28 protein-coding genes and 1 pseudogene are annotated in these 26,110 nt (G+C 60.3%); 9 read left to right on the top strand and 20 right to left on the bottom strand.

The window, feature by feature from the left end; translation table 11 throughout:
• Positions 1 to 27: 27 nt before the first annotated feature.
• From ACO08A_RS00515 to ACO08A_RS00540, 6 genes are read right to left on the bottom strand one after another with little or no spacing between them, the layout of a single operon-like run.
• On the bottom strand, positions 28 to 1,539 hold the full coding sequence (locus ACO08A_RS00515) for an aldehyde dehydrogenase family protein (RefSeq protein WP_422039339.1): 1,512 nt from the start codon (positions 1,537 to 1,539) through the stop codon (positions 28 to 30).
• Between the two features lie 10 nt (positions 1,540 to 1,549).
• Positions 1,550 to 2,344, bottom strand: a complete 795-nt coding sequence (locus tag ACO08A_RS00520; RefSeq protein WP_422039340.1) for a nuclear transport factor 2 family protein — start codon at positions 2,342 to 2,344, stop codon at positions 1,550 to 1,552.
• 11 nt (positions 2,345 to 2,355) lie between these two features.
• Complete coding sequence (locus ACO08A_RS00525; protein WP_422039341.1) at positions 2,356 to 3,138, bottom strand: coniferyl-alcohol dehydrogenase; 783 nt, start codon at positions 3,136 to 3,138, stop codon at positions 2,356 to 2,358.
• Positions 3,139 to 3,154: 16 nt separating this feature from the next.
• Positions 3,155 to 4,531 carry a TRAP transporter large permease gene (locus ACO08A_RS00530; protein ID WP_422041836.1) on the bottom strand — a complete coding sequence of 459 codons (1,377 nt, stop codon included), beginning with the start codon at positions 4,529 to 4,531 and terminating at the stop codon, positions 3,155 to 3,157.
• A gap of 5 nt (positions 4,532 to 4,536) precedes the next feature.
• A complete protein-coding gene (locus ACO08A_RS00535) occupies positions 4,537 to 5,061 on the bottom strand; it encodes a TRAP transporter small permease (RefSeq protein ID WP_422039342.1) in 525 nt (174 codons plus the stop codon).
• Positions 5,062 to 5,106: 45 nt separating this feature from the next.
• Positions 5,107 to 6,117, bottom strand: coding sequence for a TRAP transporter substrate-binding protein (locus ACO08A_RS00540; RefSeq protein ID WP_422039343.1), 1,011 nt, complete (start codon positions 6,115 to 6,117; stop codon positions 5,107 to 5,109).
• Positions 6,118 to 6,193: 76 nt separating this feature from the next.
• On the opposite strand from ACO08A_RS00540, the gene ACO08A_RS00545 reads away from it, so the two are divergent.
• Together ACO08A_RS00545 and ACO08A_RS00550 are read left to right on the top strand one after the other, a co-directional pair.
• Positions 6,194 to 7,096 (top strand): LysR family transcriptional regulator, encoded by a 903-nt coding sequence (locus ACO08A_RS00545; RefSeq protein ID WP_422039344.1) that lies wholly within the window; start codon positions 6,194 to 6,196, stop codon positions 7,094 to 7,096.
• Between the two features lie 149 nt (positions 7,097 to 7,245).
• Complete coding sequence (locus tag ACO08A_RS00550; RefSeq protein WP_422039345.1) at positions 7,246 to 7,938, top strand: DUF930 domain-containing protein; 693 nt, start codon at positions 7,246 to 7,248, stop codon at positions 7,936 to 7,938.
• Positions 7,939 to 8,053: 115 nt separating this feature from the next.
• Here the strand turns inward: ACO08A_RS00550 and ACO08A_RS00555 are convergent, their stop codons facing one another.
• The gene (locus ACO08A_RS00555; protein WP_306143150.1) at positions 8,054 to 8,323 is read right to left on the bottom strand and encodes a hypothetical protein; all 270 of its coding nucleotides are present in this window, start codon (positions 8,321 to 8,323) and stop codon (positions 8,054 to 8,056) included.
• A 325-nt stretch (positions 8,324 to 8,648) separates the two neighbouring features.
• On the opposite strand from ACO08A_RS00555, the gene ACO08A_RS00560 reads away from it, so the two are divergent.
• Both ACO08A_RS00560 and ACO08A_RS00565 read left to right on the top strand, forming a co-directional pair.
• A complete protein-coding gene (locus tag ACO08A_RS00560) occupies positions 8,649 to 9,416 on the top strand; it encodes an alpha/beta hydrolase (RefSeq protein WP_422039346.1) in 768 nt (255 codons plus the stop codon).
• 151 nt (positions 9,417 to 9,567) lie between these two features.
• Positions 9,568 to 9,990, top strand: coding sequence for a DUF2147 domain-containing protein (locus ACO08A_RS00565; protein ID WP_422039347.1), 423 nt, complete (start codon positions 9,568 to 9,570; stop codon positions 9,988 to 9,990).
• Positions 9,991 to 10,147: 157 nt separating this feature from the next.
• On the opposite strand, the gene ACO08A_RS00570 is transcribed toward ACO08A_RS00565, so the two are convergent.
• On the bottom strand, positions 10,148 to 10,612 hold the full coding sequence (locus tag ACO08A_RS00570; RefSeq protein ID WP_422039348.1) for a GNAT family N-acetyltransferase: 465 nt from the start codon (positions 10,610 to 10,612) through the stop codon (positions 10,148 to 10,150).
• A 213-nt stretch (positions 10,613 to 10,825) separates the two neighbouring features.
• Here ACO08A_RS00570 and ACO08A_RS00575 point away from each other — a divergent pair, with 213 nt between their 5' ends.
• On the top strand, positions 10,826 to 11,347 hold the full coding sequence (locus ACO08A_RS00575; protein WP_422039349.1) for a hypothetical protein: 522 nt from the start codon (positions 10,826 to 10,828) through the stop codon (positions 11,345 to 11,347).
• Between the two features lie 9 nt (positions 11,348 to 11,356).
• On the opposite strand, the gene ACO08A_RS00580 is transcribed toward ACO08A_RS00575, so the two are convergent.
• The 8 genes and pseudogenes from ACO08A_RS00580 to ACO08A_RS00615 form a co-directional block, all read right to left on the bottom strand.
• Entirely contained in the window at positions 11,357 to 12,901 is a 1,545-nt protein-coding gene (locus tag ACO08A_RS00580) for an ArnT family glycosyltransferase (RefSeq protein WP_422039350.1), read from the bottom strand.
• A 104-nt stretch (positions 12,902 to 13,005) separates the two neighbouring features.
• Positions 13,006 to 13,794 carry a transporter substrate-binding domain-containing protein gene (locus ACO08A_RS00585; RefSeq protein ID WP_421982301.1) on the bottom strand — a complete coding sequence of 263 codons (789 nt, stop codon included), beginning with the start codon at positions 13,792 to 13,794 and terminating at the stop codon, positions 13,006 to 13,008.
• Between the two features lie 38 nt (positions 13,795 to 13,832).
• Positions 13,833 to 14,543 (bottom strand): amino acid ABC transporter permease, encoded by a 711-nt coding sequence (locus ACO08A_RS00590; protein WP_422039351.1) that lies wholly within the window; start codon positions 14,541 to 14,543, stop codon positions 13,833 to 13,835.
• Positions 14,540 to 15,220, bottom strand: a complete 681-nt coding sequence (locus tag ACO08A_RS00595) for an amino acid ABC transporter permease (protein WP_422039352.1) — start codon at positions 15,218 to 15,220, stop codon at positions 14,540 to 14,542. The genes ACO08A_RS00590 and ACO08A_RS00595 overlap by 4 nt, the downstream gene beginning before the upstream one ends.
• 230 nt (positions 15,221 to 15,450) lie before the next feature.
• A complete protein-coding gene (locus ACO08A_RS00600) occupies positions 15,451 to 15,846 on the bottom strand; it encodes a GFA family protein (RefSeq protein ID WP_422039353.1) in 396 nt (131 codons plus the stop codon).
• A 3-nt stretch (positions 15,847 to 15,849) separates the two neighbouring features.
• Positions 15,850 to 17,331 carry an Asp-tRNA(Asn)/Glu-tRNA(Gln) amidotransferase subunit GatB gene (gene gatB, locus ACO08A_RS00605; RefSeq protein ID WP_422039354.1) on the bottom strand — a complete coding sequence of 494 codons (1,482 nt, stop codon included), beginning with the start codon at positions 17,329 to 17,331 and terminating at the stop codon, positions 15,850 to 15,852.
• Between the two features lie 320 nt (positions 17,332 to 17,651).
• Positions 17,652 to 17,939 (bottom strand): annotated as a pseudogene (locus ACO08A_RS00610) (EscU/YscU/HrcU family type III secretion system export apparatus switch protein); the annotation flags it as partial.
• The gene (locus ACO08A_RS00615) at positions 17,845 to 20,343 is read right to left on the bottom strand and encodes a flagellar hook-length control protein FliK (RefSeq protein ID WP_422039355.1); all 2,499 of its coding nucleotides are present in this window, start codon (positions 20,341 to 20,343) and stop codon (positions 17,845 to 17,847) included. The gene ACO08A_RS00615 and the pseudogene ACO08A_RS00610, both read right to left, overlap by 95 nt.
• 226 nt (positions 20,344 to 20,569) lie before the next feature.
• Here ACO08A_RS00615 and ACO08A_RS00620 point away from each other — a divergent pair, with 226 nt between their 5' ends.
• Positions 20,570 to 20,812 carry a DUF6455 family protein gene (locus tag ACO08A_RS00620; RefSeq protein ID WP_422041837.1) on the top strand — a complete coding sequence of 81 codons (243 nt, stop codon included), beginning with the start codon at positions 20,570 to 20,572 and terminating at the stop codon, positions 20,810 to 20,812.
• A gap of 7 nt (positions 20,813 to 20,819) precedes the next feature.
• On the opposite strand, the gene ACO08A_RS00625 is transcribed toward ACO08A_RS00620, so the two are convergent.
• On the bottom strand, positions 20,820 to 21,122 hold the full coding sequence (locus ACO08A_RS00625) for a phosphatidylglycerophosphatase (protein WP_422039356.1): 303 nt from the start codon (positions 21,120 to 21,122) through the stop codon (positions 20,820 to 20,822).
• Positions 21,123 to 21,902: 780 nt separating this feature from the next.
• Between ACO08A_RS00625 and ACO08A_RS00630 the strand changes: the two genes are divergently transcribed.
• Positions 21,903 to 22,160 carry a YjhX family toxin gene (locus tag ACO08A_RS00630; RefSeq protein ID WP_422039357.1) on the top strand — a complete coding sequence of 86 codons (258 nt, stop codon included), beginning with the start codon at positions 21,903 to 21,905 and terminating at the stop codon, positions 22,158 to 22,160.
• 388 nt (positions 22,161 to 22,548) lie between these two features.
• Here ACO08A_RS00630 and soxR read toward each other — a convergent pair whose 3' ends face one another.
• Positions 22,549 to 23,025: a redox-sensitive transcriptional activator SoxR gene (gene soxR / locus ACO08A_RS00635; protein WP_422041838.1), complete on the bottom strand. Its 477-nt coding sequence runs from the start codon at positions 23,023 to 23,025 to the stop codon at positions 22,549 to 22,551.
• Between the two features lie 100 nt (positions 23,026 to 23,125).
• Between soxR and ACO08A_RS00640 the strand changes: the two genes are divergently transcribed.
• Both ACO08A_RS00640 and ACO08A_RS00645 read left to right on the top strand, forming a co-directional pair.
• Positions 23,126 to 23,512 (top strand): VOC family protein, encoded by a 387-nt coding sequence (locus ACO08A_RS00640; protein ID WP_422039358.1) that lies wholly within the window; start codon positions 23,126 to 23,128, stop codon positions 23,510 to 23,512.
• Positions 23,513 to 23,877: 365 nt separating this feature from the next.
• On the top strand, positions 23,878 to 24,246 hold the full coding sequence (locus ACO08A_RS00645; protein ID WP_422039359.1) for a cupin domain-containing protein: 369 nt from the start codon (positions 23,878 to 23,880) through the stop codon (positions 24,244 to 24,246).
• A gap of 75 nt (positions 24,247 to 24,321) precedes the next feature.
• On the opposite strand, the gene ACO08A_RS00650 is transcribed toward ACO08A_RS00645, so the two are convergent.
• Positions 24,322 to 25,566 (bottom strand): HlyD family secretion protein, encoded by a 1,245-nt coding sequence (locus tag ACO08A_RS00650; protein ID WP_422039360.1) that lies wholly within the window; start codon positions 25,564 to 25,566, stop codon positions 24,322 to 24,324.
• Positions 25,559 to 26,077 (bottom strand): hypothetical protein, encoded by a 519-nt coding sequence (locus ACO08A_RS00655; protein WP_422039361.1) that lies wholly within the window; start codon positions 26,075 to 26,077, stop codon positions 25,559 to 25,561. Before ACO08A_RS00655 ends, ACO08A_RS00650 begins: the two co-directional genes overlap by 8 nt.
• Between the last annotated feature and the right edge of the window lie 33 nt (positions 26,078 to 26,110).

A 26,110-nucleotide genomic window follows, 5' to 3' on the forward strand; every position in this document is an offset into this window, starting at 1 on the left:
GTCGCGACCGGTAAAAGGTCGCCGGATCTATTGTTTCGAACCGAGCAGGAACCCTGCCGGCGCGGATATGGAATGCGGTTCGGCGAATGCCAGAACGCCATCATATCCAAGGTTGCGGCCAATGCCGGATTGCTTGAAACCGCCGAATGGACCCCGGCCGTCCTGCGCCATCGGCCCGTGGCCGTTCAGGTAGGTGTAGCCTGCCTCCAGGCGGCGCGCGATGCGCACCGCGCGTTCGGCATCGGTTGTCCAGACCGAGGAACACAGGCCGAAATCGCTGTCATTGGCCTTTTCAACGGCCTCTTCCTCGGTGCGGAATTTCATGATCGGCAGGCATGGTCCGAACTGCTCCTCGCGCACCATCTTCAAGGACGGATCGGCATCATAGACAAGGGCCGGTTTCTGGAAGTAACCGCCACCCCGATATAGGTCCTCATCGGGCACCTGACCGCACTCCTTCAGATCCGCGCCTTGCGCCTTCGCCTCGGCGATCATATCGCGGACGACTTTCAGCTGCCGCGGATTGTTCACCGGGCCCATGGTGGTTTCGGGCAAAAGCCCGTCGCCGACGACAGCCCGCTCGCAGGCTGCGGTGAAACCGTCGATGACTTCGTCATAGCGGCTTTCATGCACATACATGCGCTTGAGCGCCATGCAGATCTGGCCGGAGGAACCGAAGGCGCCCCAATACATCTTGTTGAAGGCTTCGTCATTCAGCTCGGCGTCCCGAAGGATCAGCGCCGCGTCGTTGCCGCCGAGCTCCAGGGTCACGGGCGTGATGTTCTCCGCCGCCACCTTCATCACGTGACGGCCGACACCGACCGAGCCGGTGAAATTGACCATTCGCACCAGGGGATGACCCGTCAGCGTATCGCCGATCTGCTTTGCATCGCCCGTCACGATGTTGACGACGCCCGGCGGAAGCAGCCGGGCGATGATCTGAAGGGTCAGCACCGGCGCCATGGCGCTGTCCTCTGAAGGCTTCACCACAACGGTGTTGCCGGTAACGAGCGCCTGCGGCAGTTTCGCGCCGAGAATGGACAAAGGCCAGTTCCAGGGAACGATCAGGGCGGTGACCCCGCGCGGCTGACGGGTGATGATCGTGTCGAACCTCGGACCGACCTCTGCCGGCCCGAGTTCCTCGTCAACCGCCATGCGCTCGCCGTAAGCAGCGGCCTGCAGGAAACGGTCGCCCAACCGGCTCATTTCCAGGAGCGTCTCGCGCGCGATCTTGCCGTGCTCCCGGGTAAAGAGCCGGGAGCGGTACTTGACGTCTTCCTCGTCAGCCACCAGAGCGGCTGCAATCTCGCGCAGCTTGCGTGCCCGCTCCTGAAACCCGAGCGCCGCCCACGCCGGAAACGCCGCGTGAGCCGCCTCCACGGCTGCGTTCATGTCCTCCCGGCTCGCCGCCGCCGCATGGCCGACGAGTTCCGATGGCCTTGCCGGATTGTAGAGGTCGTAAACCGCATTGCCGGTCGCCGGACGCCCCTCCCCGTTGATGAAGATGTCCGTGGTGATCGCTTGATCCATGTTGGTCATGCTCGTGTCCTCAGAACTTGCCCTGGTTGTTCCATTCCTCGGGGGGAAGGATCTTTTCAGTGACATCCCAGTGTTCGTCGATCCGTCCATCCTTCAGCCGGAAGATGTCGAAGACGCAATAATGGCTCCGGCCCATCTGCACATGGCTGAGGGTGACGACAAAATTGCCCTGGCCGATCAGCTTGTGCACCTTCCAGTAGCGCATCGCCTCGCCGCGATCGGCCAGTTCGCCCGCATAGGCTGCAAATCCCGCCAGGCCGTCATCGGCATGCGGATTGTGCTGCTGGTAGGTACCCGAAATGAACTCCGGCGCGCGCTCGAACGCCCCGCCGACAAGGCATGTTTCGCAGAATTCCCGCACCAGCGCCTTGTTGGCATCGGTCTTGTCGAGATCCTCGATCTCCGTGGCACCATCCGTCATCGAGCGGCCTGACTTCGTGGCTGGCTCGAAGGCCTGGATGACATCCCAGTGCTCGATCACCCTGTCGTTTTCATCCGTGTCGAAGAGATCGCCGGTGACCCACCTGCACTCGCCGCCATTGAGGCTTTGAAAGACATGCAGGAAAACGTATGGGCCGTCCTCGATGGCGCGGACCACCTCTATCTGGCGCTCCGGGTTGCGCTCCAGGAACGGTCCGAAGAAGTCGGCAAAGCCCTGCTGTCCGTCGCCGACGCCCGTCGAGTGCTGGGTATACCGGTCGCCGGTATGCGCGTTCAGCGCTTCCCAAATCCTGCCGTCGCGGATGCCTTCAAGGTAAAGCCCCCTGGCGTGGTGTAACTTGTTGGTGCCGGTCTGCGATTGCATCTCATGCCGCCTCAAAGCTGGTGAATATTGCTCAGGATGTGGCCGGACATGCCGCCGTCGACCGTAAGGTTTGCTCCCCGGAACCATTTCGCATGCTCGCTCAGGGCAAAGGCGACGACCGGCGCCACATCCTGCGGGGTTCCCGGCCGGTCCATGTGTTTGCGGTCCTCCTCGGCCCGCTTGCCCAGGGTCTGCAGGAAATCGCCGAGAATGGGCGTATCGACAGGCCCGGGACTGATGCAGTTCATGGTGATGTCGCGCTCCCGCCAGGTCCAGCGGTTCTGGAGCGTCCAGACGATCAGCGCCTCCTTGGAGAGAAAGTAAGATCGCCCGCCTTCGGCCGCGTTGAGCCCTTCCTTCTCGCAAAAGGATGCCACGTCATCCTCGAGCGACAGGTCCATGGTGCGCTTGACCTGATCGACAGCATTGGGCCAGCCGAAACCAGCCAGGGACGCCAGATTTGCGATCGAAGCGCCGTCCGCCAGTTTCGGAACCAGACCGAATGTCAGCCGCTGCAGGCCATAGAGGTTGACCTTCAGGACCGTTTCTGCCGCCATCGTCGGCGGCACACCGGCAATGTTGGCAAGGCCGTCCGCGCCTTCGGGCAGTTGCGCCACAAGGGCGTCGATGGACGCGGGATCGCCGAGGTCCGCCCTGAAGAATTGATCCGCGTTGCCGGTCTCGTTGCGGTCGACACCGATGACGGTCGCCCCCTGTTCCTTGAGCAGACGGCAGGTTTCGGCCCCGATGCCGGATGCCGCGCCCGTCACGATGAATGTCTTGCCGTTGTTCATGAAAACTCTCCCAAGGTCAGCCCACCATCGTCTGTGGCAGGAAAATTGCGATTTGCGGAAACAGCGTGAGCAGCAGCAGCATGAAAGCCATGGCGAACCAGAACGGCCAGATGCCCCGGAAGATCTGCCCCATGGGCACGCCCGGCGCGATGGATTTCACGACAAAGACGTTGAGGCCGACCGGCGGCGAGATCATGCCCATTTCGAGCACGATCACGACGACGATCCCGAACCAGATCATCTTCATGTCCGCCATGGACGGGTCGAAGCCGAAATCGAGCGCCGCGATGATCGGAAGCACCACCGGGATGGTCAGGACCAGCATGGCGATCCCCTCCAGGAACATGCCCAGGAACATGTAGATCAGGATGATGATCAGCAGGATGCCATAGTCGCCGATCGGCAGAGAGGTCATCAGGCTGACGAGTTGTCCGGGCAACTCGGTGATCGACATGAACGGAATGAAGATGAATGCGCCGATGATGATCAGAAAGACCGTCGCCGATGCCTTCACGGTCTGAAGGATCACCTCGCGCAGCGCCCTGAAGGCCAGCGACCGGCGCCAGAGGGCGACCAGAAGCGTCAGGAACGCGCCGACGGACGAGGCTTCGACAGGCGTGAAGAAACCGGTATACATGCCGCCGATCGTCAGCCCGACAACGGCAACGAAAGGCAGCGCGGCGAGCGTTGCCGACCTACGCTCAGGCCAGCTTGCGCGCGGCCCGGGCGGCCCGGCATCCGGCCGGCGCAGGACGGTCAGATAGATCGCGGCCATGAACAGGAGCGTCATCAGGATGCCCGGAATGACCCCGGCCATGAACAGGCGCCCGATGCTCTGTTCGGTCAGCACGGCGTAGATGATCATGCCGCCGGAGGGCGGGATCAGAAATCCGAGCGTACCGCCAGCGGCAACGGATCCCGTCGCGAGGCTGTCCGCATACTTGAACTTTTTCATTTCCGGCAGCGCGACCCGGCCCATGGTGATGGCGGCGGCAAGAGAGGAGCCCGACAGGGCGGCGAAGCCGGCACAGGCCGCGATCGTGGCAGAGGCAAGCCCGCCCTTCATGTGGCCCATCCAGCGATAGGCTGCCGTGAACAGATCCGCGGACATGCCCGACACGCCGGCGAGATTGCCCATCAGGACGAACATCGGAATGACCAGAAGATTGTAGTTGGAGGCGGCTTCGAAAGTTTCGCCGGAGAGGTTCGACATCGCGGTTTTCAGGCCACGCGCCCATGCCTGCTCCGAACTCATGCCGAGCAGCAGAAAGCGATTGGCGGTCGCAACGATCGTCCCGACAACGCCGATCAGGATCATGGCCAGCGCGACCGGAAACCGCAGCGCCAGAAGCAGGAAGAGACACAGAAGGCCGAGTACCCCGAGGGCGGTCATGCTGATCACGACATCTCTCCCAGGCTGAGCTGGCTGATCCTGCCGCGCAGTATCAGTTGCACGGCGTCGCTCGCCAGAACGAGGGCATAAACGGCAACGCAAAGCGCGAGCAGGAAATAGAAGGGTTCATAGGAGATCAGCAGCTGCTGGGTCGTCTCGCCGAACTTGGTCGCCTTTTTGCCGGCCTCGACAAGTTCGTAGGCCATGAGGAGCATCAAGCCACCGCCGACGAGGCGCAGCGCGAACATCGACCAGCGTGCGAAACCCGGAGACATACGGCTTTCCATCACCTCGATCTCGATATGCGCGCCGCATCGCCCGCCAAACGGAATGGCAATGGCGACAAGGACCACCAGGGACAGGATCATGAGATCCTCGGCACCCCTGACCGGCGCATTAAGAACCTTGCGCATGACGAGCACGTTCCAGGTGCCGAACAGCGTCATGAAGGCCAGCATGGTGCCGCCCACACCAAAGGCGGTCCATGTCAGCAGCCTGTCCAACGCCTTGATCCACAAATGACCGGACACGGTGATCCTCCTTGAAAACCGGGCGGTGAGTGACCGCCCGATCCCTCACTTGTTGATCGCGTTGTAGATGTCTTCGGCATTTTCGATGCCGCGCTCGGCGTAATCCGCGAAGATGGCTTTCATGCCCTCGGCGACCGCCGCGTCCATCCTGGCGCGCTCGTCATCGGACACCTTGACCCAACTGACCTTTTCCATCTGCGGTGCGCTTTTCATGGCCTCGAGCGAGCGCTCATCCGCTCCGTGGAAACTCTGCGCGCCCATCATGGAGAAGGTTTCACCGGCAAGGTCATCGATGATCGCCCGGTGCTCGTCGGAAAGCTCCAGATACCGCTCCTTGTTCATCGCAACGAAGAACACGGCGAACTGGACCGGCACGTTCTCGATGAAGTGGCTCGACACGTCCCAGAAGTTCCAGGGTGGCGTCATGTTGTTGTAGGTGGCCGTCGTGCTGTCGATGGTTCCGGTGCTGAGGCCGGTATACATCTCCGTGACGGGCATTTGCACCGGGACGGCTCCGAGAGCCTCGACGAGCGGCGTCGTCATGGCGGCATAGGGCACCATTTTCGTGCCCTTGAGGGAATCCAGCGTGGAATAGTCCCCGGTTGCCGCCCAGGCATTGCCGGCAACGGTGAACACACCGAGCAGCTTCACGTCTTCGTATTCGTCGGCCAGGTGATCGTCATAGACCGAGAGAAGCCGTTCGGTCGCTTCCAGGGCCGTGGTTGCCTTGCCCGGCGGGATGATCAGCATCGTCTTCGGGAAGATCGCGGGCGTATAGGCCTGGAGTCCGAAGGTGATGTCGGCGACACCCTCCACGGCCCGCTTGTATTGCTGAACCGGCCCGGCCCCGAGCTGGCCAGCCGGGTAGACCTTGATCGTCAGGGATCCGCCGGAGCGTTTCTCGACTTCTTCACCGAACCATTTGAACAGGACCGAGTTGGTGTGATGCTGTGGCGGCACGAAATTCGCGACGGAAAGTTCTTCCGCGGAAAGCGTGAGCGGCATCATCGACGCGAGCACAAAGGCGGCCGCGCCAAACAGCGATTTCGATTTCATGGTTTCCTCCCAGAATGTCGACGAGACACTACGCAGAGATGGACATCGAAACCATTCATGCTTATTCATAATAGATATGAGCAAGATCGATTTTTTGAATCTGGACGGCCAGATCCTGCGTACCTTCCTGGTGATCCTTGAAGAATCTTCGGTCTCGCGCGCGGCGGAACGCCTGGAAGTGACCCAGTCCGCCGTCAGTCACACGCTTGCAAAGCTTCGGCAGATCCTGGGAGATCCGCTCTTCGTCAGATCCGGACAAGGACTGACCCCCACCGAAACGGCGCTGTCGCTGAAAGCTCCGGTGCTTCAGGTTCTGGACGGCCTGAAAGCCCTGACGGAGCAGCGCCCGTTCGATCCCAGATCCGAAGACATGCATTTCGTGGTCGCTGCCAATGACATGCAGCGGGACCTGCTTTTTCCGCAGTTGGTCCGGCAGTCGCTTCGGGACGGCGTGAACCTGACGCTGGAGTTCAAGCCCTCCGGTGTCCCGAGCGTATCCCTCCTGCGAGATGCCCGTTGCGACCTGCTGCTGACGCCGCTCCCGCCCGATGCACCGGACATGATCCAGTACAAGCTTTTCTCGGGTGAAATGATGTGCTTCTACGATCGCGCCTGCACGCAGCCGCCCGCATCCGTCGAGGATTACCTGTCGGCTCACCATGTCACGGTTCAGTTCGTCCTGGGCGGCGGGTCGAACGATGTCCTGAAAGCCCCCGACCTGCCCTACATCCCCAAGCCAACCGTGACAGTCTCGAATTTCTCCGGGATCACGCCGTTCGTTCGCGGAACGGAAATGCTTGCGACCGAAATCGAGTTCATGCACCGGACCTCGCTGCGCGGCCTGGACATGGCACCACTCCCCTTCGAGGCTGAAACGCTCAACGTCTTCATGGTCTGGCACGAAAGGTCGACCAACGACCCGGCCCACCGGTGGCTGCGGGACGCGGTCACCGACTGCTCACGTGCTCTGGTGCTTTGAGCTGCAAGACACGATTGTCCGCTCTGAAAGACACAAATGTGGAAATCGACCGCCGCGGCTTTCGCGGATTGCGCTATTCCCGATTTTGGTCATTTTCATCGGATCGTTATGCCATCCTGAGTTGAAGCCGGGATGAGGCGCACCGCGCAATGAGCGTTGTCGAACAGCAGGGCATACATCGTCTGGTGGCGGAGCGGTTTTCCTGGCTCGTTGCCGTCTGGGTTCACGTTCTGCTTTTTGCCGTCCTGGCGGGATCCGATTTCAGGACACACCACGGCACACCTGTTTCCGTCCCGCTCGCCGTCGAAATTCTGCCCTTCCGGGACTTCCTGCGCCCCGTCGTGCCCGCGCCTTTGCCTCAACCGGACACCAAGCCAGATGCGGCAGCTGATCCTGCGTCGCGACCTGATGCAGAAGTGCCGCTTCCAGGGAGCGCTGTCGCCAGGTCAAGAACGGACTGGCAACGGGCGACGTCGTTCTACGCCGCGGACGTACTCAGCGATCCGCGGTCGACGCAGGCACGTCTGGCGCTGGCCACACTGGTAAGCGGTGACAGGATCGAACAGCTTTGTGCGCTGGAGGCCATGGAGCAGCTCAGGCATGCAGATCCGCAATTCCGGCCGACACGGCTGGCTCCGCACGCGTTCCGGAATTCCGTTCAACGGGACACTGAAATCGTTGCCTCCGCTGCGGCGGTCAGAAGCAACAGAACGTGGTACGGCATCGCCTACAGGTGCCGTCTCTCGGCCAGCGGCAACGCGGTCATCGAATTCGAATTCGCACTGGGAGATCCGATAGACCGTTCGCTCTGGGACGAACACGGTCTTGCGCCAGTCCATTGAGACCCGAACCGCCTCTCGAGCAACGCCCAAAACAAAACGCGGCAGAAACACTTTCTGCCGCGTCAGAAAAATATATCAGGTTCAGGTGCCGTTTGGCCGGCAGCCTTCCGCGTGATCAATGCATTGACAGCCATTCACGCGCGGAGCGCTGCGCTTCGGCAATCTGAGACGGGCTCATTTCACCGGAGATTTCCTTGCGGTACTGAACGGCGTCCTTGTTGCCTTTCAAGGCAGCGATGTTGAACCACTTGTGCGCGGTGACCAGATCGGTTTCGCCATTGCGGCCGCACGCGCTGTCCAGACCCATCTGGAAAAGAATGTCGGCAGTTACGGGCTTTTCGCCCATGGCGGCCATATCCGCCGAATGCATTTCAAAACGAGCCATGATGCTCCCCTTTTTGTCCTCTGTTCAGACTTCCCCGAAACGCAAGTATTTGCGAATTTTTCCCCGGCGTTTCTTGAGGTCTACTTCAGCAGGAGCAGTTAAATGGCTCGTAAAAAAACAGGTTTAACGCAAACAGAACAAAAGTTTAAACAAGTCTGAAATTTACCCGCCGGTAATCATGCACAGCCGATTCCGTGTTATTTTTCAACGAATTTACCCCCGAAATTCAGAAGTCGCATAAACTCTCTGTTCACCACGCTTCGAGTTTGGGTATTTTTCTGATCCGCTCGAAGCGTCAACCACCGCCAAAGGGAACCGGGATCTCATGTCAGAGCCGACAATCGTCTTTCTTCACGGCACAAATGCATCTCCCTGGACGATGGAGCCCTTCCGACGCTTCTTCGAGGAAAAGGGCTATACCTGCCATTCGCCAACCTATCGCCATCACGATCTGCCGGACGGAGAGGAGCGCACCGAAGCGCTGCGGGGCGCGAGCATTGCCGATTATGTTGCGGACATTGCCGGCTTCCTCGCTACGCTGGATACGAGGCCCGTGGTCATCGGCCACTCGCTCGGCGGCTTGATCGCACAGCTTCTTGCCGCACGCGGACTGATCGCGGCGGGTGTGTTGATCAACAGCAGCATAATCAGCGGCACCGTGCCGACCACCGAAATGGAACGCGCGCTCGGCAAGATGTTCATGGGTGCCGGTCCATTCTGGAACGAAGTCCCGGGGCAGGACTTCGATCTTCTGGCAACCTACGGTCTGAACACGATGCCGGTCGGGCAGCAACACGAGATCTGCGACCGCCTGAGCACGGAGTCCGGCCAGGTGCTGTTCGAGCTGTTTTTCTGGATGTATGACGTCAACCAGACCACCTGGATTGATTTCAACCGCGTCAACACACCCCTCCTGTTCCTGTCAGGGTCGGAAGACAAGGTCGTTCCTCCATCCACCGCGAAAACGATGGCAGACCGGTACGGCCCGTTCGCGACCTTCATCGAAGTGCCCGGCCGGTGCCACTACATGCAGCTCGAAGACGGCCACGAGACGCTCGCCCAGCGCTGCCTCGACTGGATCCGCAGCGTGTGAGACGCGCCTCAGGTGCGTCGGCGACCGCACACGATGCCTGCCCCTCCGGCAAAAAAGTTGCTGACATGACCTTGGGTGACGGGTTTTCAACCCGAACTCAAGCCGCTACCTTCCGTTTTCGTAAACGGAAGGTATAATCTGGGGAGGAATGATGCCGAAGTCCATTTTGACCGCTGCGCTGTGCGCCGCGGGAATAGTCTCGATGAGTGCGGTGGCCTCGCTCGCGGGCGATGCCGAGGGTGACTGGGTCAGACCCAACGGCGCGTCCAAGATCCGCATCACGTCATGCGGGAATGCGCTTTGTGGCAAACTGATCTGGCTGAAGACGCCCAGAAACGATACGGCCAATCCCGATGCCTCCAAACGTGACCGTCCGCTTGTCGGGGTCCAGATCGTGCAGTCGATGAAGCCGACCAAAAAGGCCGATCAATGGAAGGGCAAGGTCTACAATGCGGAAGACGGCAAGACTTACACGGGCTTGATCGAGCTGACATCGGCCAACAAGCTCAAGCTCGAAGGCTGTGTCATGGGCGGCCTTATCTGCAAGGGCGAAACCTGGACGCGAAGCAACTAGAGCTCTTCTGACCCCAGTCAGTCAGCATGCAGGAGCAGATTGCCAGATCTCCGTGATCTGGCTGCCCCGCCATCTCATTTTTCCGACTGTGTGGCGCATCGGAGCAAGTGGCATGGCGGGGCCGAATGCAACAGGCGGCGCGCGCCCAGCGTGGACGTCAGATCAGCATCTTCTTATAACCGAGATGGCTCTGGTCATAACCGAGCCGGCGATAGAAGTGATGAGATCCCTCGCGCTCCCGATTGGACGTGAGTTGGACCATACAGACCTTTTGTGCACGCGCCAGATCTTCGGCATGCGCCATCATCAGGCGGCCAACGCCCTTGCCCCGCTGATCGGACCGCACGTGCACCGATTCAAGTTCGGCCCTCGGGCGTCCCCGGAAAGCAAGACCTTTCAGGAAGTGGATCTGGTAGGTGCCGACCACCTCGCCCGCACCATTCAGGGCAACATAGATATCAACCTCGGGAGCTGCGACGAGCGCGTCGAATGCCGGCCGGTAGTCCTGCCAGCCTTCGAATTCCTTGTCCCGACGGATGCTCGTTGCACCGGCATTGATGATGGCGACGATGGCCTGCAGATGGTCGGGCTCCGCCTTCTCGATCTTTATGTCTGTATCCACTTTCCTCGTGTCTCCGATGACGTCCGGCAAAGATCCGGCAGGCGTTTCACGGGCCGGATACACCGCCGTGCCTCTTCGCTAAGATTTGAATCAAATTCGTCCTACCTGATGTACCAAGATTTAAAGCCGCATCCATAGTGTTTCATCGCAACAAGCCGGATCGCAGGAGACAAGACCCGGCTATTGGAACCTTTCACGAGGATATGGCCTCACATGTTTGACTTGGGCGGTTGGGCAATACCTGTCGGAAGCGGTGTGGTGAGCGCGGCCTCCGTCTGGGGCCTGTCCGCAGTCGCGCGCCCGGACGGACACACCAGGGGCCATGTCTGCTTTCTCACCTACAGCCTTGCCAGCAAGTGGATTGCAGCCGCGCTCGTGCCGCTGTCGCTGCTTGTTGTTTACGCCATGGCACACGCGCCGGCCAAACACATCGCCCTGGCCTTCGTCGTCACCACGGTGTTTCTCGCCTTGACGCTGTTTGTCGTCTATCAGGTGTTCTTCGTCCGCTTCGGATATGACAGGAACGCGATCTACTTCGACAGCCCGTTCATGCGGAACAAGAAGGTCAGCTGGGACGACCTCGAACATGTCGGGCATTCAAACGCCTTTCAGGTCAATTTTCTCGAAGTTTCCGGGATCGGCCGCATCTGGTGTTCCAGTTTCCAGAACGGTCACAAGGATCTCGGCCGGTTCCTCGACATGAAGGCCGAAATGCTTCTGGTCAAGCAAAACTGACGCCCGGGACTACCGGCAGAGCGGTTCCTGCGGGTCCAGTTCGGCAACGCCCCACCAGGTGGTGCGCCATCCGTTCTCCTTCCAAAGATGTGGCCAGGAGCCCGTCAGGTAAGTCGCAGAAACGGGTGCCCCGGGACTACCGAAGGCGATTTCGGCAAAACGTTGATCTGCAGGTGTCTCCGGCTCCCGGTCGCCATGTTCCCAGACAAAGAAGCATTTTTCGCGCGGCGGCACGCGCGCAGGGATCGCCGCGGTGACGACGCGGGCATCCGGAAAGAGCACCCGAAGATTGCCGCCCGTGTAGCCGTTGTCCGCAACAAGCGTCGCTCTGTCCGCGCCAAGCCCGGCCAGCGGCTGCCTGATATCGGCATAGGGCTTCATGTGCCGGCACTTGCCGCCGCACCAGAACCGGTCGGGCGCGACAAGGCCGGGAATGCGGGCAAGAAACACGACGGCAACCGTCACGGCAGCGATGGTTGCCAGCCAGCGCCACTGCCGCTGGAATCCGAACCGCTCAAGATCCGCGAACAGATAGATCGGCAACAGCAGCATCAGGGGATGCATGTGCCGTTCCTTTACGTAGGTTGCACCGGTGACGGTGATCATGACCGCGGTCAGCAGGATCATGGCGACAACAGTGCGCCCGCAAAGCCGGGCCACGTCATTCACCGCCGGTGATGCGGCCTCCATCCTTCCCAGATAGCGCGGCCAAAAAAGCAGCAACAAAACGGGCACAAGGAGCACGGAAAAGCCAATGAGGCCGAACGCAAGCTTACCAAGGCCTTCGCCGGCCCGTGCCACATGCGATGTCTCGGAGGCAACGCCCATCGTCTTGGAGACCGAAGCAAAGAGTTGCAGGCCTTCCGTCAGGATCCAGAACGCATAGGGGCTGTAAACGATTGCCGCGGCGACGGGCACAAGCACCAGACCCGAGAGGCGGATCTGGGGACGCCAGGCGCTGTCGCTGACGGCAGCCAGTAGAAGGGCGAGCGCAAATATCGGATAGGAATGCTTGCCGATCAGCCCGGCCCCGGCCGCCACGCCGAACAGCACGTAGAATAACAGGCGGCCGGTCTCCAGCGCCCTGATAAAGAAATAGGCGCTTGCCGCGCAGGCCGTCGTCAGCACCACCGTGTGCGTGACACCTTCATGCAGGTTCCAGCCGAACTGATAGTAGAGCGAATAGCAAAAGGCACACAGAGCAGCCAGGCGCGGTGCCCGGATCGCCTTGCGGGCGATCAGGAAGAGAAACAGGGCGGCGACGGAAATCAGGCTGTACTTGACGAAAAGCGCGGCCCAGATGGTCGGGCCGAATACTTGTTGCGCAGACCAGAGGAGCCATTCGTAGAGCGGCGGCTGGCGCAGCATGTAGCCGGGTTCAAGCGTTTGAACGAGGACGTTTTCAAACATGTCGTCGGTGCCGAGAACCGGCGTCGACACAGCCCGCAACAGGAGATGCAGGGCACCCCACAAGGCGACGATGCCCCAGACGCCGAGCGGCGTCGCGTAGAAGGGGATGTCGGTCTCGCGATGAGAGGATTGCAATACGGTCATGGCAAGCGGGATACATGATTTCCGATTGCCTGTAACCCTTCAAACGGATCTGAAGGCCGGAGGGCGCGGGCGAAAACCGCGCTCTCCGTCGTCTTCACTTGGCGTCAGAGCGCGGGCAGCGGCGGCAGGGGTGTCTTCAGCCACTTTTTGGAAAGCTCGTCGAGCTTGCCGTTGAGCTTCTTGTGCAGAACGAACACGTTCACCCACTGCAGGAGGTCGATGTTTCCGGTCTTCACCCCGATATAGGACGGGGAGTTCGCGATGATGAACTTGGTCTGGAGATTGAAATCCGGATTGTCATTCGCAATTCCGAGCGCGACCATGTTGCCCGTCACGATGACGTCGGCCTGGCCTGACACGTAGGCGGCGATGGTCGCGGCGTTGTCACCGAAACGAATGATTTCAGACCCTTCCGGCGCATCCTCGGTGATCGCAAGATCTTCCAGCGTGCCGCCGGTGACGGCAATCTTCTTGCCGGCAAAGTCGGCTATCGATGCAACGGAAACATCCGGCTTTGCGAAGGCACCGGAGAAGAACGGCGCATAGGCATGCGAGAACCAGATGGACTTGGCCCGTTCCGGATTGGCGCCGAGGGTCGAGATCACGAGATCGACCCGGTCGGTCTCAAGGAACGGTATCCTCTGCTTCGAGGTCACCGGCACCAGTTCAAGCTCGACACCCAGGTCTTCCGCGATCATCTTGGCGACGTCGATGTCGTATCCCTCGTATTCGCCGTCCGCGCCGAGCGACCCGAATGGCGGGAAGTTTTCCGGTGTTGCGATCTTGATCGTTCCGGACTGCAGAATGTCCTTCAGCTCAGCCGTTGCCGGACTGGCGAAGACCAGAGCAGCCGACAGAAGGGCTCCTCCAAGACCAGTTAGTTTCTTCCACATTTCGCGACCCTCCTTTTTGGTTGAACAAGCGCGATTTTTCAGGCGGCGGCATTGCCCCCGCTCTTTGAAGATGCCGAGCCGAGCCGCCTTTCCAGGCGGCGCGACCAGACGGACAACGGAAAACAGAGACTGAAATAGATGATTGCCATCAGCGGGTAGATGACGAATGGCTGCGTGCCCGGCACGGGCGAATTCGCCCAGCGTTTGCCAACCGTCATCAGGTCATGAAAGCCGATGATATAGGCCAGCGACGTGCCCTTGATGATCTGCACCATGAAACCGATCGTCGGCGCGATCGCCAGGCGGACGGCCTGCGGCAGGATAATGAGGATCATGATCTGGAACAGCGTCAGGCCGAGCGCCTTGCCGCCCTCGTGCTGCGAGCCGGGAACCGCGAAGATGGCACCGCACCAGACCTCTGCCAGATAGGCGCTGGTATAAAGCGTCAGCGCCACTCCGGCAGCGGTCCAGGGGTCGATCCTGAGAGAAAAAAGATGCGGAACGCCGAGCCCCAATAGAAACAGGAGCATCAGCAACGGAACGGATTGAAACAGCCAGGTGTAGGCCGTCGACAGCCCGGACAGAAAGCGACCGGGTGCGACCCGCGCGGCGGTGATGATCATGGCGATGGCACCACCGCCCAGGAAGGCGATCAGCGAAAGGTAGATGGTGAACTGGGTCGCATCCAACAGCTGGTAGAGGACGATCCCGAACGGTTTTCCCAAGACCTCGGCAAACAGGTCCTTCATCGCACCACCTTCCACTTGAACAGACGGTCATGCATGAGACGCAGCGCGGTTTTGAACATCAGCGACATGAGCACGTAGATCACGGTCAGGGTGAAGAAGACCTCGAACGAGCGGAAGCTGCGGCTGTCGATGAAGACACCGGCCCAGGTCAGGTCGGTCACACCGATTTCCGAAATCACGCCCGTCGTCAGGAACAGGAAGATGAACTGGCTGTTGAGCGACGGATACATGGCTGCCACGGCCTGCGGCAGGCTGACCTTGATGAAGCTCAGCCATCTCGGTATGCCGAGCGAGTCGGCAGCTTCCCCCTGCCCGGCATCGACCGATGCCAGCCCGGCCCGCAGGATTTCGGCGAAATAGGCGGAGAAGTTCACGGACAGCGCCAGCAGGGCATGTCCCCAGAAGGGCCACTGGTAGCCGAACAGGAGCGGCAATCCGAACGCGATGAAAAACATCTGAACGATGAGCGGGGTGTTGCGGATGAACTCGACCCATGCCGTTGCCAACTGCATCAGGACCGGGATCCGGTAATGCCGGCATGCGGCGAGAAGAAGCGCGGCAATGAAGCCGAAAAGTCCTCCGCCGATTGTCAGAAGCCCACTGACCAGTGCGCCCTGAAAGAGCAGCCAGAGATATTCCGGATTCCGATAGATCTCAAAAAATCTCAGATCGGCCACTGCGACCGGTCCGGCAATTCGTATGTCTTCAAGGACGCCCCCAACCCACTATGGTTTTGGGGTTGCGTTGCAACGCGCATGCCAAACAGGAAAGAGAGTGGTCTGCGCCGCTAAACGTCTATCCGAGGCGATCTCAGCTGCTACATCGCTCAGAAAAAGGGCAGCCAGCTAAACAATTAGCCAAGTTTTTGACATATGCGTTGGTGTTTGACGACCGGTTCGAAGCTGTTTCAGTCCAGAAACGACCATGTTTCCGCGCCATCGAAATGACGCAGACCGATGGCTTCGATCGTTCCAGGCGGTGCGAGGCACAGGTTGACCGCCATTCGCCCTTTCGCATCGCCGGCAATGGCTTCCCAATGGGTTGTCGATCCACAGATCTTGCAGGTGTGAAAGGCAAGCTGGCGTTCGCCCCGTGAGTACCTGATCGTGGCGTCCGGTTCAGCGCTGATGACAATGGTCCCCGGGCCGCCATGACCCCACACCGTGCCGAGGCTCCGGCAGATCGAACAATTGCACGCGACCGCATGGCGGGGCTGCACCGACATTTCGAAGGTCACCGCACCACAGTGGCAGGCCCCCTTGATGGGAAGCGCCACCGTGGAGGGATCGCCTGCACCGGCCATGGACTATTCCAGACCGATTTTCTGTTTCAGAAGATCGTTCACGGCCTGCGGATTGGCTTTGCCCTTGGAGGCCTTCATGACCTGTCCGACGAACCAGCCGACAAGGTTCGGCTTTTCCTTGGCCTGCTCGACCTTGTCCGGGTTGGCCGCCAGGATCTCGTCGACAATCGCCTCGATCGCGCCAAGGTCCGTGACCTGTTTCATGCCGCGATCTTCCACGATCTGCGCCGGGTCGCCGCCTTCGGTCCAGACGATCTCGAACAGGTCCTTGGCAATCTTGCCGGAAATCGTTCCCGCCTTGATGAGGTCGATGATCGAACCGAGCTGATCGGCAGAAACCGGGCTTTCGGAAAGATCCTTGCCTTCCTTGTTGAGCCGCCCGAACAATTCGTTGATGACCCAGTTGGCAGACAGCTTCGCATCGCGTCCCTTGGCGACATCCTCGAAGAAATCGGCAGACGCCTTTTCGACGACCAGAATGTCGGCGTCATAGGCGGTCAGCCCGTAGTCGCTGATGAACCTTGCCTTCTTGTCGTCCGGCAGTTCCGGCAGATGGCCGGACAGGTCATCGACGAATGCCTGTGTGAATTCCAGCGGCAGCAGGTCGGGATCCGGGAAGTAGCGGTAGTCGTGCGCCTCTTCCTTGGAGCGCATGGACCGTGTCTCGCCCTTGACCGCGTCAAACAGCCTTGTTTCCTGGTCGATCTCGCCGCCGTCTTCCAGGATACCGACCTGACGGCGCGCTTCATATTCGATTGCCTGGCCGACGAAACGGATCGAGTTGACGTTCTTGATTTCGCAGCGTGTGCCGAAGTCACCGCCCGGACGGCGCACCGAAACGTTGACGTCCGCGCGCATGGAGCCCTGATCCATGTTGCCGTCGCACGTGCCGAGGTAGCGCAGGATCGTGCGCAGTTTCGTCAGATAGGCCTTGGCTTCATCGGAGGACCTGAGATCCGGCTTGGAGACAATCTCCATCAGCGCAACGCCTGACCTGTTGAGATCGACGAAAGACATGCTCGGATGCTGATCGTGCAGGGACTTGCCCGCGTCCTGTTCCAGGTGCAGGCGCTCAACCCCGATCTCGACCTGTTCGTCCGGCATGTCGAGCAGGATCTTGCCCTCGCCGACGATCGGCTGCTTGAACTGGGAGATCTGATAGCCCTGAGGAAGATCGGGATAGAAATAGTTCTTGCGGTCGAACACGGACTTCAGGTTGATCTGCGCCTTGAGGCCAAGGCCGGTGCGGATCGCCTGGCGCACGCACTCCTCGTTGATGACCGGCAGCATTCCGGGCATGGCCGCGTCGACAAGGCTGACATTGTCGTTGGGGTCCTTGCCGAATTCTGTCGAGGCGCCGGAAAAGAGCTTGGCTTCGGACGTGACCTGGGCATGGACTTCCATGCCGATCACGATCTCCCAATCGCCGGTCGCGCCCTTGATGAATTTCTTCGGGTCGGGTGTGCGTACGTCGACAATCGTCATCTTCGTCAAAAATCCTGTTCTGTTCGATTTCGCGCGCGCGATCAGGCAGGTCGGCAGGAATGCTGCGGCGCGAATTTCTAGCTGCCTGATGACCTATTCGGGAATTGCGCCGGCTGCAAGGGTTTCCTTGTGTGCCACGCCAGCTTTCACACAAAGTGACGTGTTTGAACGCCGGGCACGCATCCGGCGCGCGCACGAGGCGGGCCTGCGCAATGTTCTCAGCCTTCGCCGGGGTTCTGCGCGTTTCCCGTCCGCATGATGAAGCCGATCAGAACCGCAACGGCCTGATAGAGTTCGAGCGGGATTTCCTGGTCGATTTCGATCTGCGAGAGCGCTTCGGCCATCATCGGGTTCTGCTCGATCGGAACCCCGGCTTCCCGCGCGAGTTTTTCGATCTGCTCGGCAATCGTGCCGCCACCCTTCGCGGTGACGACGGGCGCGCCCTCGTTCTCGTATCGAAGCGCGACGGCGAGTTTCTTTTCAGGCTTATCTCCCGGCTCCATCGTCCCCTCCTCAGGATTGCCTGTCGACAAGTGTGCCGTAGCTGACGGCCGACCTCGGGGGCAGCCCGCGCACAAGCCGAAACTCCTGCAAATCAAGCCCGGCATCGGCAAAGGACGCCATCATCGTCTCCTCGAGAGCCTTCAGACTGTCGAAGGTGGCCGGTCGTTCGACCCAAAGGCTGACATAGGTGCCGCCGCCTCTCAGGCTGACGGCAGCCTCCACCGGCCCGGTCGCCGTGAGATCCATCGCGAACCGGAGCCGCCAGGCAGCCTCGTTCTCCCCGTCTTCGGACTGTCCGCCACCATCGCGGCCGACCTGCAGCTGCAAAATTCCCGTTTCCTGACCAAGGGCCAGCGGCAATTCAAGCACAAGATCCATGGGGCGGGACGCCGCCTGGGCACGGTCGTCTCCGGCAAGACCCGTGTTGACGAGCTGGGTCATCCTGACGCGCGCAAGGGCCGCGTCGGTTTCCTTCAGCATGGCCTGCAGGATCTGAGGCGTGCTTCCCGGCAGGAAGCCTCTCGAACCCGGCTGGGCTTGCCCCTGCGGCGGGTCCTGCCGCGAAGGCGGTTTGGGCTGCGCGGCGGGCCGCGTGACCTGTGCGTCTGCGCCGAACTGCTGCAACAGCGATCGGAAGGACAGCAGGACCGACTTGAGATCCGTCTGTGCACCCGGTGTGGCGCCACGCGGTAAGGCGGCGTTTGCCTCCCTGAACTGGCCCGAAAGGCGCACGGACTGCTGCATATCCGCGGCGGAAAGGTTCTGTCCCGTATTCAGGCGCAATCCGAGGATCTGCTGCATCGCCTTCACGACGGGGTCCGGCAGGGAAACCTTGCCCGACGCCTGCAAGGACACCAGATTTCCCGCCTGTGCGAAGATGTTTGCCAGGCCGGACTGCTGTTCGCCGAGTGCCTGAAAGGCCTGACGCGCAACCTGATGAGCAGGCCTTGTCTCCGTCCTCGCGTTCAGGTCCGGAGCCGCTCCCGGCTGCAGCGCAGATCCCGATCTCGGTGTCTGGTAAGGCTGGTGTTGCGCAACGCGCAGGCTTTCTCCCGCTTGCGGCAATCCCGCGCCCCCAGGATTTGCGGCCGGCGGCGGCTGCGCAGCTGAGCTTGCCGTGCCCGCGGCAGGACGGGCCTGAGGCGCTACAACATCCGCCGCCGTGCTGCCCTGTCCAGCGGGCAAAGGGCCGGTCGCCGAAACCTGTGTCTGGGTTGATACCTGAGCAGGTGCCTGGCCGGTTGGTTGGCCGGCTATCTGGGCATTTGCCTGGGCCGGCGCGGCCCTTTCCGGTACCGGGGCCGGTGAACTGACCGCAGGCCTGCCCGGCGCCGCTTGCGCAGGGACGGAACCGGATACCGGTGCAGAAGGTACCTGCCGGGTGTGAGCGGCCGTCGGGGCCGTGCCGCCCGAAGCCAGCGCCGGTGCACTTCCAGAAGTGGCAGGCGTTCCGGGTGCCGATCGCGGTGGCGGCTGTTGAATTGACGGGGTCTGCCCGCCTGCACCCGGACTTGTCTGCGCAGCGGGCCGTGCCGGTCCGGGTGCTGCTTCTGCGGACTGAAGGGGCCCCGAGGTGGTGCCTGCCGACGCCGGACTGGCCGGTGTCGCCACGGGTGCCTGCCTGATGCCTTCCGCCCCCTGTTGCAGCGCAGCAGGTGCCCCCGGCACGGTCGGGGCTGAACCGGTGGACGACGCAGAGGTTGCGCCCGGTGCTGACGCCGGCGGCTGCGCCGAACCGCGCGGAGGCAACGCCTGCGGGCTCTGCAGACCGGCATTGCCGCTTGCTGGCGCAGCGACGGTTGCCGTTGTGCCCGCACCGGTTCTGGCAGAAGCGGGAGGCGGAGCTGAACCGGAGGCCGTTTGCGGCTTGGGAACGGGTGCACCCGGATCGGTCCGCAATCCCTGCGCGCCCGGTGCAGCAGCAGGTGGGGTGCCTTGAGGCGTGACTGTTGTCGGAGATCCGGGTTGCTGCGACGGACCTGCCGGCGACTTCCCGGGAAATCCCGGATTGGGCGGAACCTGTTGCGCCGACGCGTTCTGCACGGGGAGATTTCCCCGGGCCGGCACGGCTTGTACGACTTTCGCAAGCTGCGAACCCGGCGCGCCCTGGGTTGCTGGCGGCTGTGCGGTTCCACCCCGGGCCTGTAGCGGCACGTCGTTGGTTGCCGGCCTGCCGGGCAGTAGCTGTTGTGGCGGCGGCGCGGTCTGCTGCGGCTGTTGTAACTGAACCGGTGTCGCGGGATCCGCGGGCAAAGCCTGCGCCGTTGTCACCTTGATCACGGGACTGGCCCTGTCGCCGGAAACGGAAACCGTCACATCGCTTCCCGGAGGCAGCTTGACCGGGATCTTGAGATCAATTTTCGCATCGTCAGTCGCAAGCCGGACGACACCACCGGGCAAATTGGCTTCAACCCTGGCCTTCAGTTCGGTTCCAGGCTCAAGCCGCACCGCCGCCACCGAGCTTCCCTGGGCCAGGGCGAGTGGTTGCGCGCTTACCGTTTCGACCATCGCAACGCCTCTCGCATTCGCAGTCGCAGAGATTCGCAAGGTTGCAGTATGACCGCATTCGCCCGACCTGCACAGAGTTGACCCTGATCAATGCCGCCGGAGCCTTAACGGTTCATTGTGCAGGCCTGCATGACTTGAGAAACCGACTTGGCCACTCGATTTGCTCGCGGACAACCTGGGGCTGACCTGGACTGAAGGCTGTGAAGGGAGAAACAGCGTGAACTGGATGGACCGCCTGAACGAGCGCGCCGGCTTGATGGGCAGAATGCTCGACACCATCGGTGCCATGGAAAAAATTCCAACAGGGATCAGATCCGATGCCGAGTTGCGGTCGGCTGCCCTGAGATGCATCAACTGCGGCAATGCCGAAGCCTGCAAGACATGGCTCGAAGCGCACCCGGACGGGGCACAGCGTCCCATGAAGAATTGTCCGAACGCCGAGCTTTTCGACAGCTGGCTGCAAGACTGACTGAGTTTCAGGTCTGCCTGCGCTGCCGGCGCAGCCAGAACATCGCGCCGCCCAACGCCGCGCCCCCGACAAATCGAAACGGGAACATTGCCAGCGCGCCCGCGTCCTGCGAGATCGGTTGCGGTATCTGAAGCATGCCGACCGCAGCTTCGAGCATGAGGGAAAGCGCGGCGGCTGCGAAGCCGACGATCCAGAGCTTTTGAAGCGTGTCAGCACGCCAGCCCAAGTAACCGCCGATCAGCAGCGCAAACGGATTCAAAAGTCCCGAAAATCCGAGAAGATCTATCCAAGTATCAGAAAGCACGTTCATTCCCCTCTCATAGCGGCACGTCCGTCGAATGGCGAGACATTTCGTGACGCAATTCAGAGGCTGTCCGGATATTTTTTTCTATCCGGTCAAATATTTCTCTGAAATACTGGCGATTTTACCAATCAATTCGATGAAAAATGATATTTTCTCGCAACATGAACGATCATTCATGTGTGTTTTTCGCTGTTTTACTTTTGAATTTGTTGTGATATATTATTAGGGAACATAAGTTAAATTTCCGAGACCTCTCGGAAATCAATTCTATTTGCACACCATTTAATCATGTCTTTAGCCTCAGCCGCCCCTACTGATGATCCAACCATCGAAGCTCTGGGAAAATCCGACCGGCGGCTTGGTATCATCTGCCACAATTGCGGGCGGTTCAGATATATGAACGGGTCCCGATTCTCACAGGAGCAGAAAGTCTCGGCTCTCAGTGAAACGCTTGTGTGTTCGTCCTGCAGGTCGCGGGACGTGAAGGCGATTGCCGTCTCACGGAATCCTGAGAATGGGTACTGGCCCGCGGAAAGCAGCTGACTTTTGCGGCAATTCCGCAACAGGTGGCCAGAACAGTGTTCCGTTTCCTGCCAATGCGCTGACCGAGATTGATCGCGCTCCCTCGCCGTGATACGCGGACCACCCGATAGCGAGGTTTTATGTCCGGACAACTGGAGTCCCGATAAGTCCCGGCTAAACGATAGCCGGACAGTTCAAACCGGCGTTGCGTGCGACTGGCCGCAGCGACCGTCGACCTGTATCGATTTCTCAGGCACTTCAACAATGGACATATCAAAAGCCGAACAGCGGGTTCTTCACCTGCTGGCGCAAGGTGGCTGCATCATCGTGGAGAAAGACGAAGATGGCCGCATCATCAATCAGGAAACCGTCACGCGTGACGGATGGTACTGGGGCGGATGCTCGCTGAGACTGTTCCGAAAACTCAGGTACAAACGATTGATCGCCTCAAAAAACAGCGGTCCGTACCGGATTACCCAGCTCGGACTGAAACGCGTCCGTCCCCAGCTGGACAACAGATGACACCGGGCGGACTGTCTTGAACCCGAAAGATGCGCACCGGTTTGCCGGTGCGCATCTTTCATTGACGTGTTTCACGTATCTCTTCTCAGCCCGTTCTCCAGACCGGGCCGGACGGCGGGATGGCTAGGGTACAGACCCATAAATGAAGCCGATTTGGCGGCAGAAATGGCAAAATCTCGAGAGGAAGCGTGTGCAGAACGGGCTTTATGCCCGGTCAAGCGCGGTGACGCTGCGAGGTAAAGCCATTTTGCCGTCCTTCGGTGTGGCCGTTTTGGCCATCTGCTGCGTCGCGAAAGGCTTGAAAATGAACCACATTTCCTGCGCTTTCGCTCCTCGCAGTTGGTCAAAACGATCCAAACCAAATTGACTTCATTTATGGGTCTGTACCCTAGCCCCCCTCGTCTGGGCTTGCGATGTCGGGAAGGTCGCCGAGCAGATACCTGGGGCCGCGCCCATGGCGTGCCGCAGCATCGCCTGCGTTGTAGAGCCGGCAGGACTTCATGGACAGGCACCCGCATCCGATGCACGCATCCAGTTTGTCGCGCAGCGTGGTCATTCTCTCGATCCGGTCGTCCAGGTGCTTCCGGAACTCCCTGCTCATTCTGCTCCAATCCGCCTTGTTCGGTGCCCGGCCCTCCGGCAGCTGCGCAAGCCGGGTGGCGATCTCCGAGATCGTGAAACCGAACTCCTGGGCGACGAGCGCAAACGAAAGACGGCGAATGTCCGCACGCAGAAACCTCCGCTGGCCGCCGCTGTTCCTGACGGGATGAACGAGCCCCTTTTCCTCGTAGAAACGGATCGCCGATACTGACAAGCCCGTCCTGTCCGCGAGCTCGCCGATCGAGAGAAGATCCGTCCCCTTCATAACCTTTTTCAAATAAATTCCTTTTTACCCTTGACCTCAAGTTTACTTGAGGAATTATCTCATGTGTCCACGAGGAGTCAAACCCCGAAAGGACAACACCATGAGCACTGCCTTCCTGGAACATGTCAACGTGACGGTCACCGATCCGGCGGCGACTGCAAAGCGGCTGGAGCAATGGTTCGGCTGGAAGATAAGATGGCAGGGAGCCGCCATAAACGGGGGCGTGACCTACCATATCGGCAACGACACAAGCTATGTCGCGGCCTACTCTCCCTCCACTGACACGACGCCCGTGAGCGGTGAAAGCTACAGCCATCACGGCGGCCTGAATCATATCGCGGTGGTTGTCGACGATCTCGACGCGACAGAGGCGCGGATAAAGGCCGGTGGCTACGAAACACACAACCACCAGGACTACGAACCCGGCCGGCGTTTTTATTTCGACGATGACGACGGCATCGAGTTCGAAGTGGTGAGCTACAAGTGACCGGGCTGGCCGGGTTCGGAGAAACTTGCTTCCGCAACCCGGTCCACCTTTGTTCGGTTGAGCCCGAAATCGGTTTTTTGATGACACCTCAGGATCCTGAACTGGTGACGGACGGACGCGGCCGCTTCTCCAGTGACAAATGTCGATTGTGCGTTCCAAACAGGACGGCGACGGGCTCGGTCCTACCTTTGAAAACTATTGAGAACCGGCCCCGGTTGCTCCACGGCCAGTGAAGTGCCGTGAGGGTTGCATGGCCCTATTTTGGCACTTTCTTCTGAAACACTCCCTCATTGGGTAGAATTTCCAATGTCCAAATGGCCCAAAACGGGCATCGAAGGACAAGGGGAAACCAACGGGAGGGATGCATGAAGCTGGTGCGTAACGAAGACATCGCCTGGGCCAACGGCCCCGGATACAGGAAAAAGATCCTGCTGCGGGACACGGACATCAACATGGACGGCGGCCTTGTCCAGATTGTCGAAATTCCGCCGCATACTCTGGTGAATGAGCATTTTCACAAGTCGTGCACGGAGGTGTTTCACGTCCTGTCCGGCAAGGGGACCTTCCGGATCGAAGGTCGGGAGTTCAATCTTGATCCGGGCCAGACCCTGACCTGCGAACCGCTCGAGGTGCACAGCACCGAGAACCCACACGATTTTCCATTCACTTATGTCGTTTTCAAAACCAACGTCGTCGACAACGATATTTTCTGGTGCGATCGACCAGCGCTTTAGGATACGGACTCACGCGGGAAGACCGCGCGCCCTCAGCGCGCAGCCGCACAACGTGTGCCCAGGCTCGGGTGAGCGTCAGTGTCCAGTCAGCACGAGCGCCGTGATCGGGTATCTGAGCGCCTGCCCGCGGATCATGATCGCATGGACAATGCCGACGGTGTCGACAACGTGGAGGAACACGAATTCTCCCGTCCCGAGGTTTTCGTCGGAAGTCAGCCTGTCGTGATTGCTGGTATAGGCATTGACCGAACAGCTGGCTCCGGGAGGAAGCCTGTCGAGGCCGCCTTCGTACAACGGCTCGAGGATCGCCGTGACGGTTCCCTGTTTCGTTGCTGCCTGCGACGTGTCGAACAACTGACTGCCTGCGGTCACCTGGCCGGATGCAATCACGTTCTGAACGTCCGTGACGACGAGGGGGATAATCGTAAACGGCACCGAGGGGCAGAAGGCTTCCGCGACCATTCCCGGCTTCATCACCTGCGCTTCAATCTGACTGAAACCCGCGACGATGCGTTCCTGCTGCGAATCCGCCGGGATCAGCACACCTGCCGGGCGCATCAGCGGATTGACGATATCGCCCGGTCTGAGAACGAACTGGCTCACCGTGCCGTCGACACCTGCATAGACGGTCATCTTCGACAGCTCGACTTCCGCTTCCTGCAGCCTCGCCCGCGCGCTTTCCAGGCTGGCCGGCAGGGCAACATTGATCTTCGTTTCAACAAGTTCCTTGTTGGCCTGCGCGGCGGCGAGCGCACCTTGCCTGGAATCCACCGTTGTCTGCAATTTCTCTATGTCGCGCTCACTGACCACATTGGCATTGCGTTCAAACAGTTCCTGCTTGGTGTCGAGTTCATCCTGTGCCTGTTTCAAGGCAGCTTCCGCCTGCTCGACCTGCGCGCTGGCAACGGCAAGCTCGCCCTGTGCGAGCGCGATTTCACCCTCGATTTCGGCAACCTGCTGCTTCGCTGTGTTAACATCCGCTTCCTGGCGGCTGCTGTCCAGCTTGAACAGCGCATCGCCCGCCTTCACCTCCGTGTCGAGCGACAAGGGAACGAACACTTCGGCCACCCGCCCCGAGCCTTCCGGCAGGATCGGCAGGACACGGAACGTGGACACCGCGCTTGCGGAAGAGGGATGGAAATAGAAGATGAGCGTGATCAGCGAAATCGTCAGCATCAGGCATGAGACGATGCCGTAGCGCAATTCATACCAGACGGAATAAAGCGTGATCTCGTGGCCGATCCGTTTGCCCTGGACGTATCTGCGGAAGAGATAGTCCGGCAGGATCGTGATCATGGAACAGAACAGGGTTTCAAACATGTGTCCGGCCCCCCTCGGCTTTTTCGCCGGTGCGGGTTTCGGAGACCGGGCTCTCCGCGCCGCCCTCTTGTGCCGGACCGGCTGTCGCCTGTTCCTCCCCGCTGTCGCCACTTAACGTTTCCTGTGCCTCGAGGTAGGCATCGGCCGATACCTCGCCTTTTCCATCGAACTTTTTCGCGATCCGGTTGGCAGAATTGGCAATCGTGTCCAGGGGTGACATGAAATCCGGCAATTGAATGAACGCCAGCACCAGGGCGGCAACCCAGAAGATCTGGTTATGCGTGAACAGCGCAAGAAGCCCCAGAACCGCGACCAGCTCGAATTGAATTCGGCCGTGTTTGTGGGCCAGCCGTTCGGGCAGGGAATGCAGGTAGAGATAAAAGGTTCCCAGCAGCAGAATAATCACGATCAGCGCGATCAGCACCGTCAGCATCATCTGATCGCTGCCGTCTGCCTTGGGAATGAAAAAAGGCAAATGATGAGGCGCCAGCTCGTGCATTTTTTCAGTCATTTTCAAATCCGTAAATCAACAGGTCCGCACAAC

It is taken from the genome of Roseibium sp. (assembly GCF_965232425.1).
GTDB lineage: Bacteria > Pseudomonadota > Alphaproteobacteria > Rhizobiales > Stappiaceae > Roseibium.

Bases quoted from the DNA above. Each gene is read 5' to 3' on its own strand.
- ACO08A_RS00515 (WP_422039339.1), bottom strand. From the start codon at position 1,539: ATGACCAACATGGATCAAGCGATCACCACGGACATCTTCATCAACGGG.
- ACO08A_RS00520 (WP_422039340.1), bottom strand. From the start codon at position 2,344: ATGCAATCGCAGACCGGCACCAACAAGTTACACCACGCCAGGGGGCTT.
- ACO08A_RS00525 (WP_422039341.1), bottom strand. From the start codon at position 3,138: ATGAACAACGGCAAGACATTCATCGTGACGGGCGCGGCATCCGGCATC.
- ACO08A_RS00530 (WP_422041836.1), bottom strand. From the start codon at position 4,531: ATGACCGCCCTCGGGGTACTCGGCCTTCTGTGTCTCTTCCTGCTTCTG.
- ACO08A_RS00540 (WP_422039343.1), bottom strand. From the start codon at position 6,117: ATGAAATCGAAATCGCTGTTTGGCGCGGCCGCCTTTGTGCTCGCGTCG.
- ACO08A_RS00545 (WP_422039344.1), top strand. From the start codon at position 6,194: ATGAGCAAGATCGATTTTTTGAATCTGGACGGCCAGATCCTGCGTACC.
- ACO08A_RS00550 (WP_422039345.1), top strand. From the start codon at position 7,246: ATGAGCGTTGTCGAACAGCAGGGCATACATCGTCTGGTGGCGGAGCGG.
- ACO08A_RS00555 (WP_306143150.1), bottom strand. From the start codon at position 8,323: ATGGCTCGTTTTGAAATGCATTCGGCGGATATGGCCGCCATGGGCGAA.
- ACO08A_RS00560 (WP_422039346.1), top strand. From the start codon at position 8,649: ATGTCAGAGCCGACAATCGTCTTTCTTCACGGCACAAATGCATCTCCC.
- ACO08A_RS00565 (WP_422039347.1), top strand. From the start codon at position 9,568: ATGCCGAAGTCCATTTTGACCGCTGCGCTGTGCGCCGCGGGAATAGTC.
- ACO08A_RS00575 (WP_422039349.1), top strand. From the start codon at position 10,826: ATGTTTGACTTGGGCGGTTGGGCAATACCTGTCGGAAGCGGTGTGGTG.
- ACO08A_RS00580 (WP_422039350.1), bottom strand. From the start codon at position 12,901: ATGACCGTATTGCAATCCTCTCATCGCGAGACCGACATCCCCTTCTAC.
- ACO08A_RS00585 (WP_421982301.1), bottom strand. From the start codon at position 13,794: ATGTGGAAGAAACTAACTGGTCTTGGAGGAGCCCTTCTGTCGGCTGCT.
- ACO08A_RS00590 (WP_422039351.1), bottom strand. From the start codon at position 14,543: ATGAAGGACCTGTTTGCCGAGGTCTTGGGAAAACCGTTCGGGATCGTC.
- ACO08A_RS00600 (WP_422039353.1), bottom strand. From the start codon at position 15,846: ATGGCCGGTGCAGGCGATCCCTCCACGGTGGCGCTTCCCATCAAGGGG.
- gatB (WP_422039354.1), bottom strand. From the start codon at position 17,331: ATGACGATTGTCGACGTACGCACACCCGACCCGAAGAAATTCATCAAG.
- ACO08A_RS00615 (WP_422039355.1), bottom strand. From the start codon at position 20,343: ATGGTCGAAACGGTAAGCGCGCAACCACTCGCCCTGGCCCAGGGAAGC.
- ACO08A_RS00620 (WP_422041837.1), top strand. From the start codon at position 20,570: ATGGACCGCCTGAACGAGCGCGCCGGCTTGATGGGCAGAATGCTCGAC.
- ACO08A_RS00625 (WP_422039356.1), bottom strand. From the start codon at position 21,122: ATGAACGTGCTTTCTGATACTTGGATAGATCTTCTCGGATTTTCGGGA.
- ACO08A_RS00630 (WP_422039357.1), top strand. From the start codon at position 21,903: ATGGACATATCAAAAGCCGAACAGCGGGTTCTTCACCTGCTGGCGCAA.
- soxR (WP_422041838.1), bottom strand. From the start codon at position 23,025: ATGAAGGGGACGGATCTTCTCTCGATCGGCGAGCTCGCGGACAGGACG.
- ACO08A_RS00640 (WP_422039358.1), top strand. From the start codon at position 23,126: ATGAGCACTGCCTTCCTGGAACATGTCAACGTGACGGTCACCGATCCG.
- ACO08A_RS00645 (WP_422039359.1), top strand. From the start codon at position 23,878: ATGAAGCTGGTGCGTAACGAAGACATCGCCTGGGCCAACGGCCCCGGA.
- ACO08A_RS00650 (WP_422039360.1), bottom strand. From the start codon at position 25,566: ATGTTTGAAACCCTGTTCTGTTCCATGATCACGATCCTGCCGGACTAT.
- ACO08A_RS00655 (WP_422039361.1), bottom strand. From the start codon at position 26,077: ATGACTGAAAAAATGCACGAGCTGGCGCCTCATCATTTGCCTTTTTTC.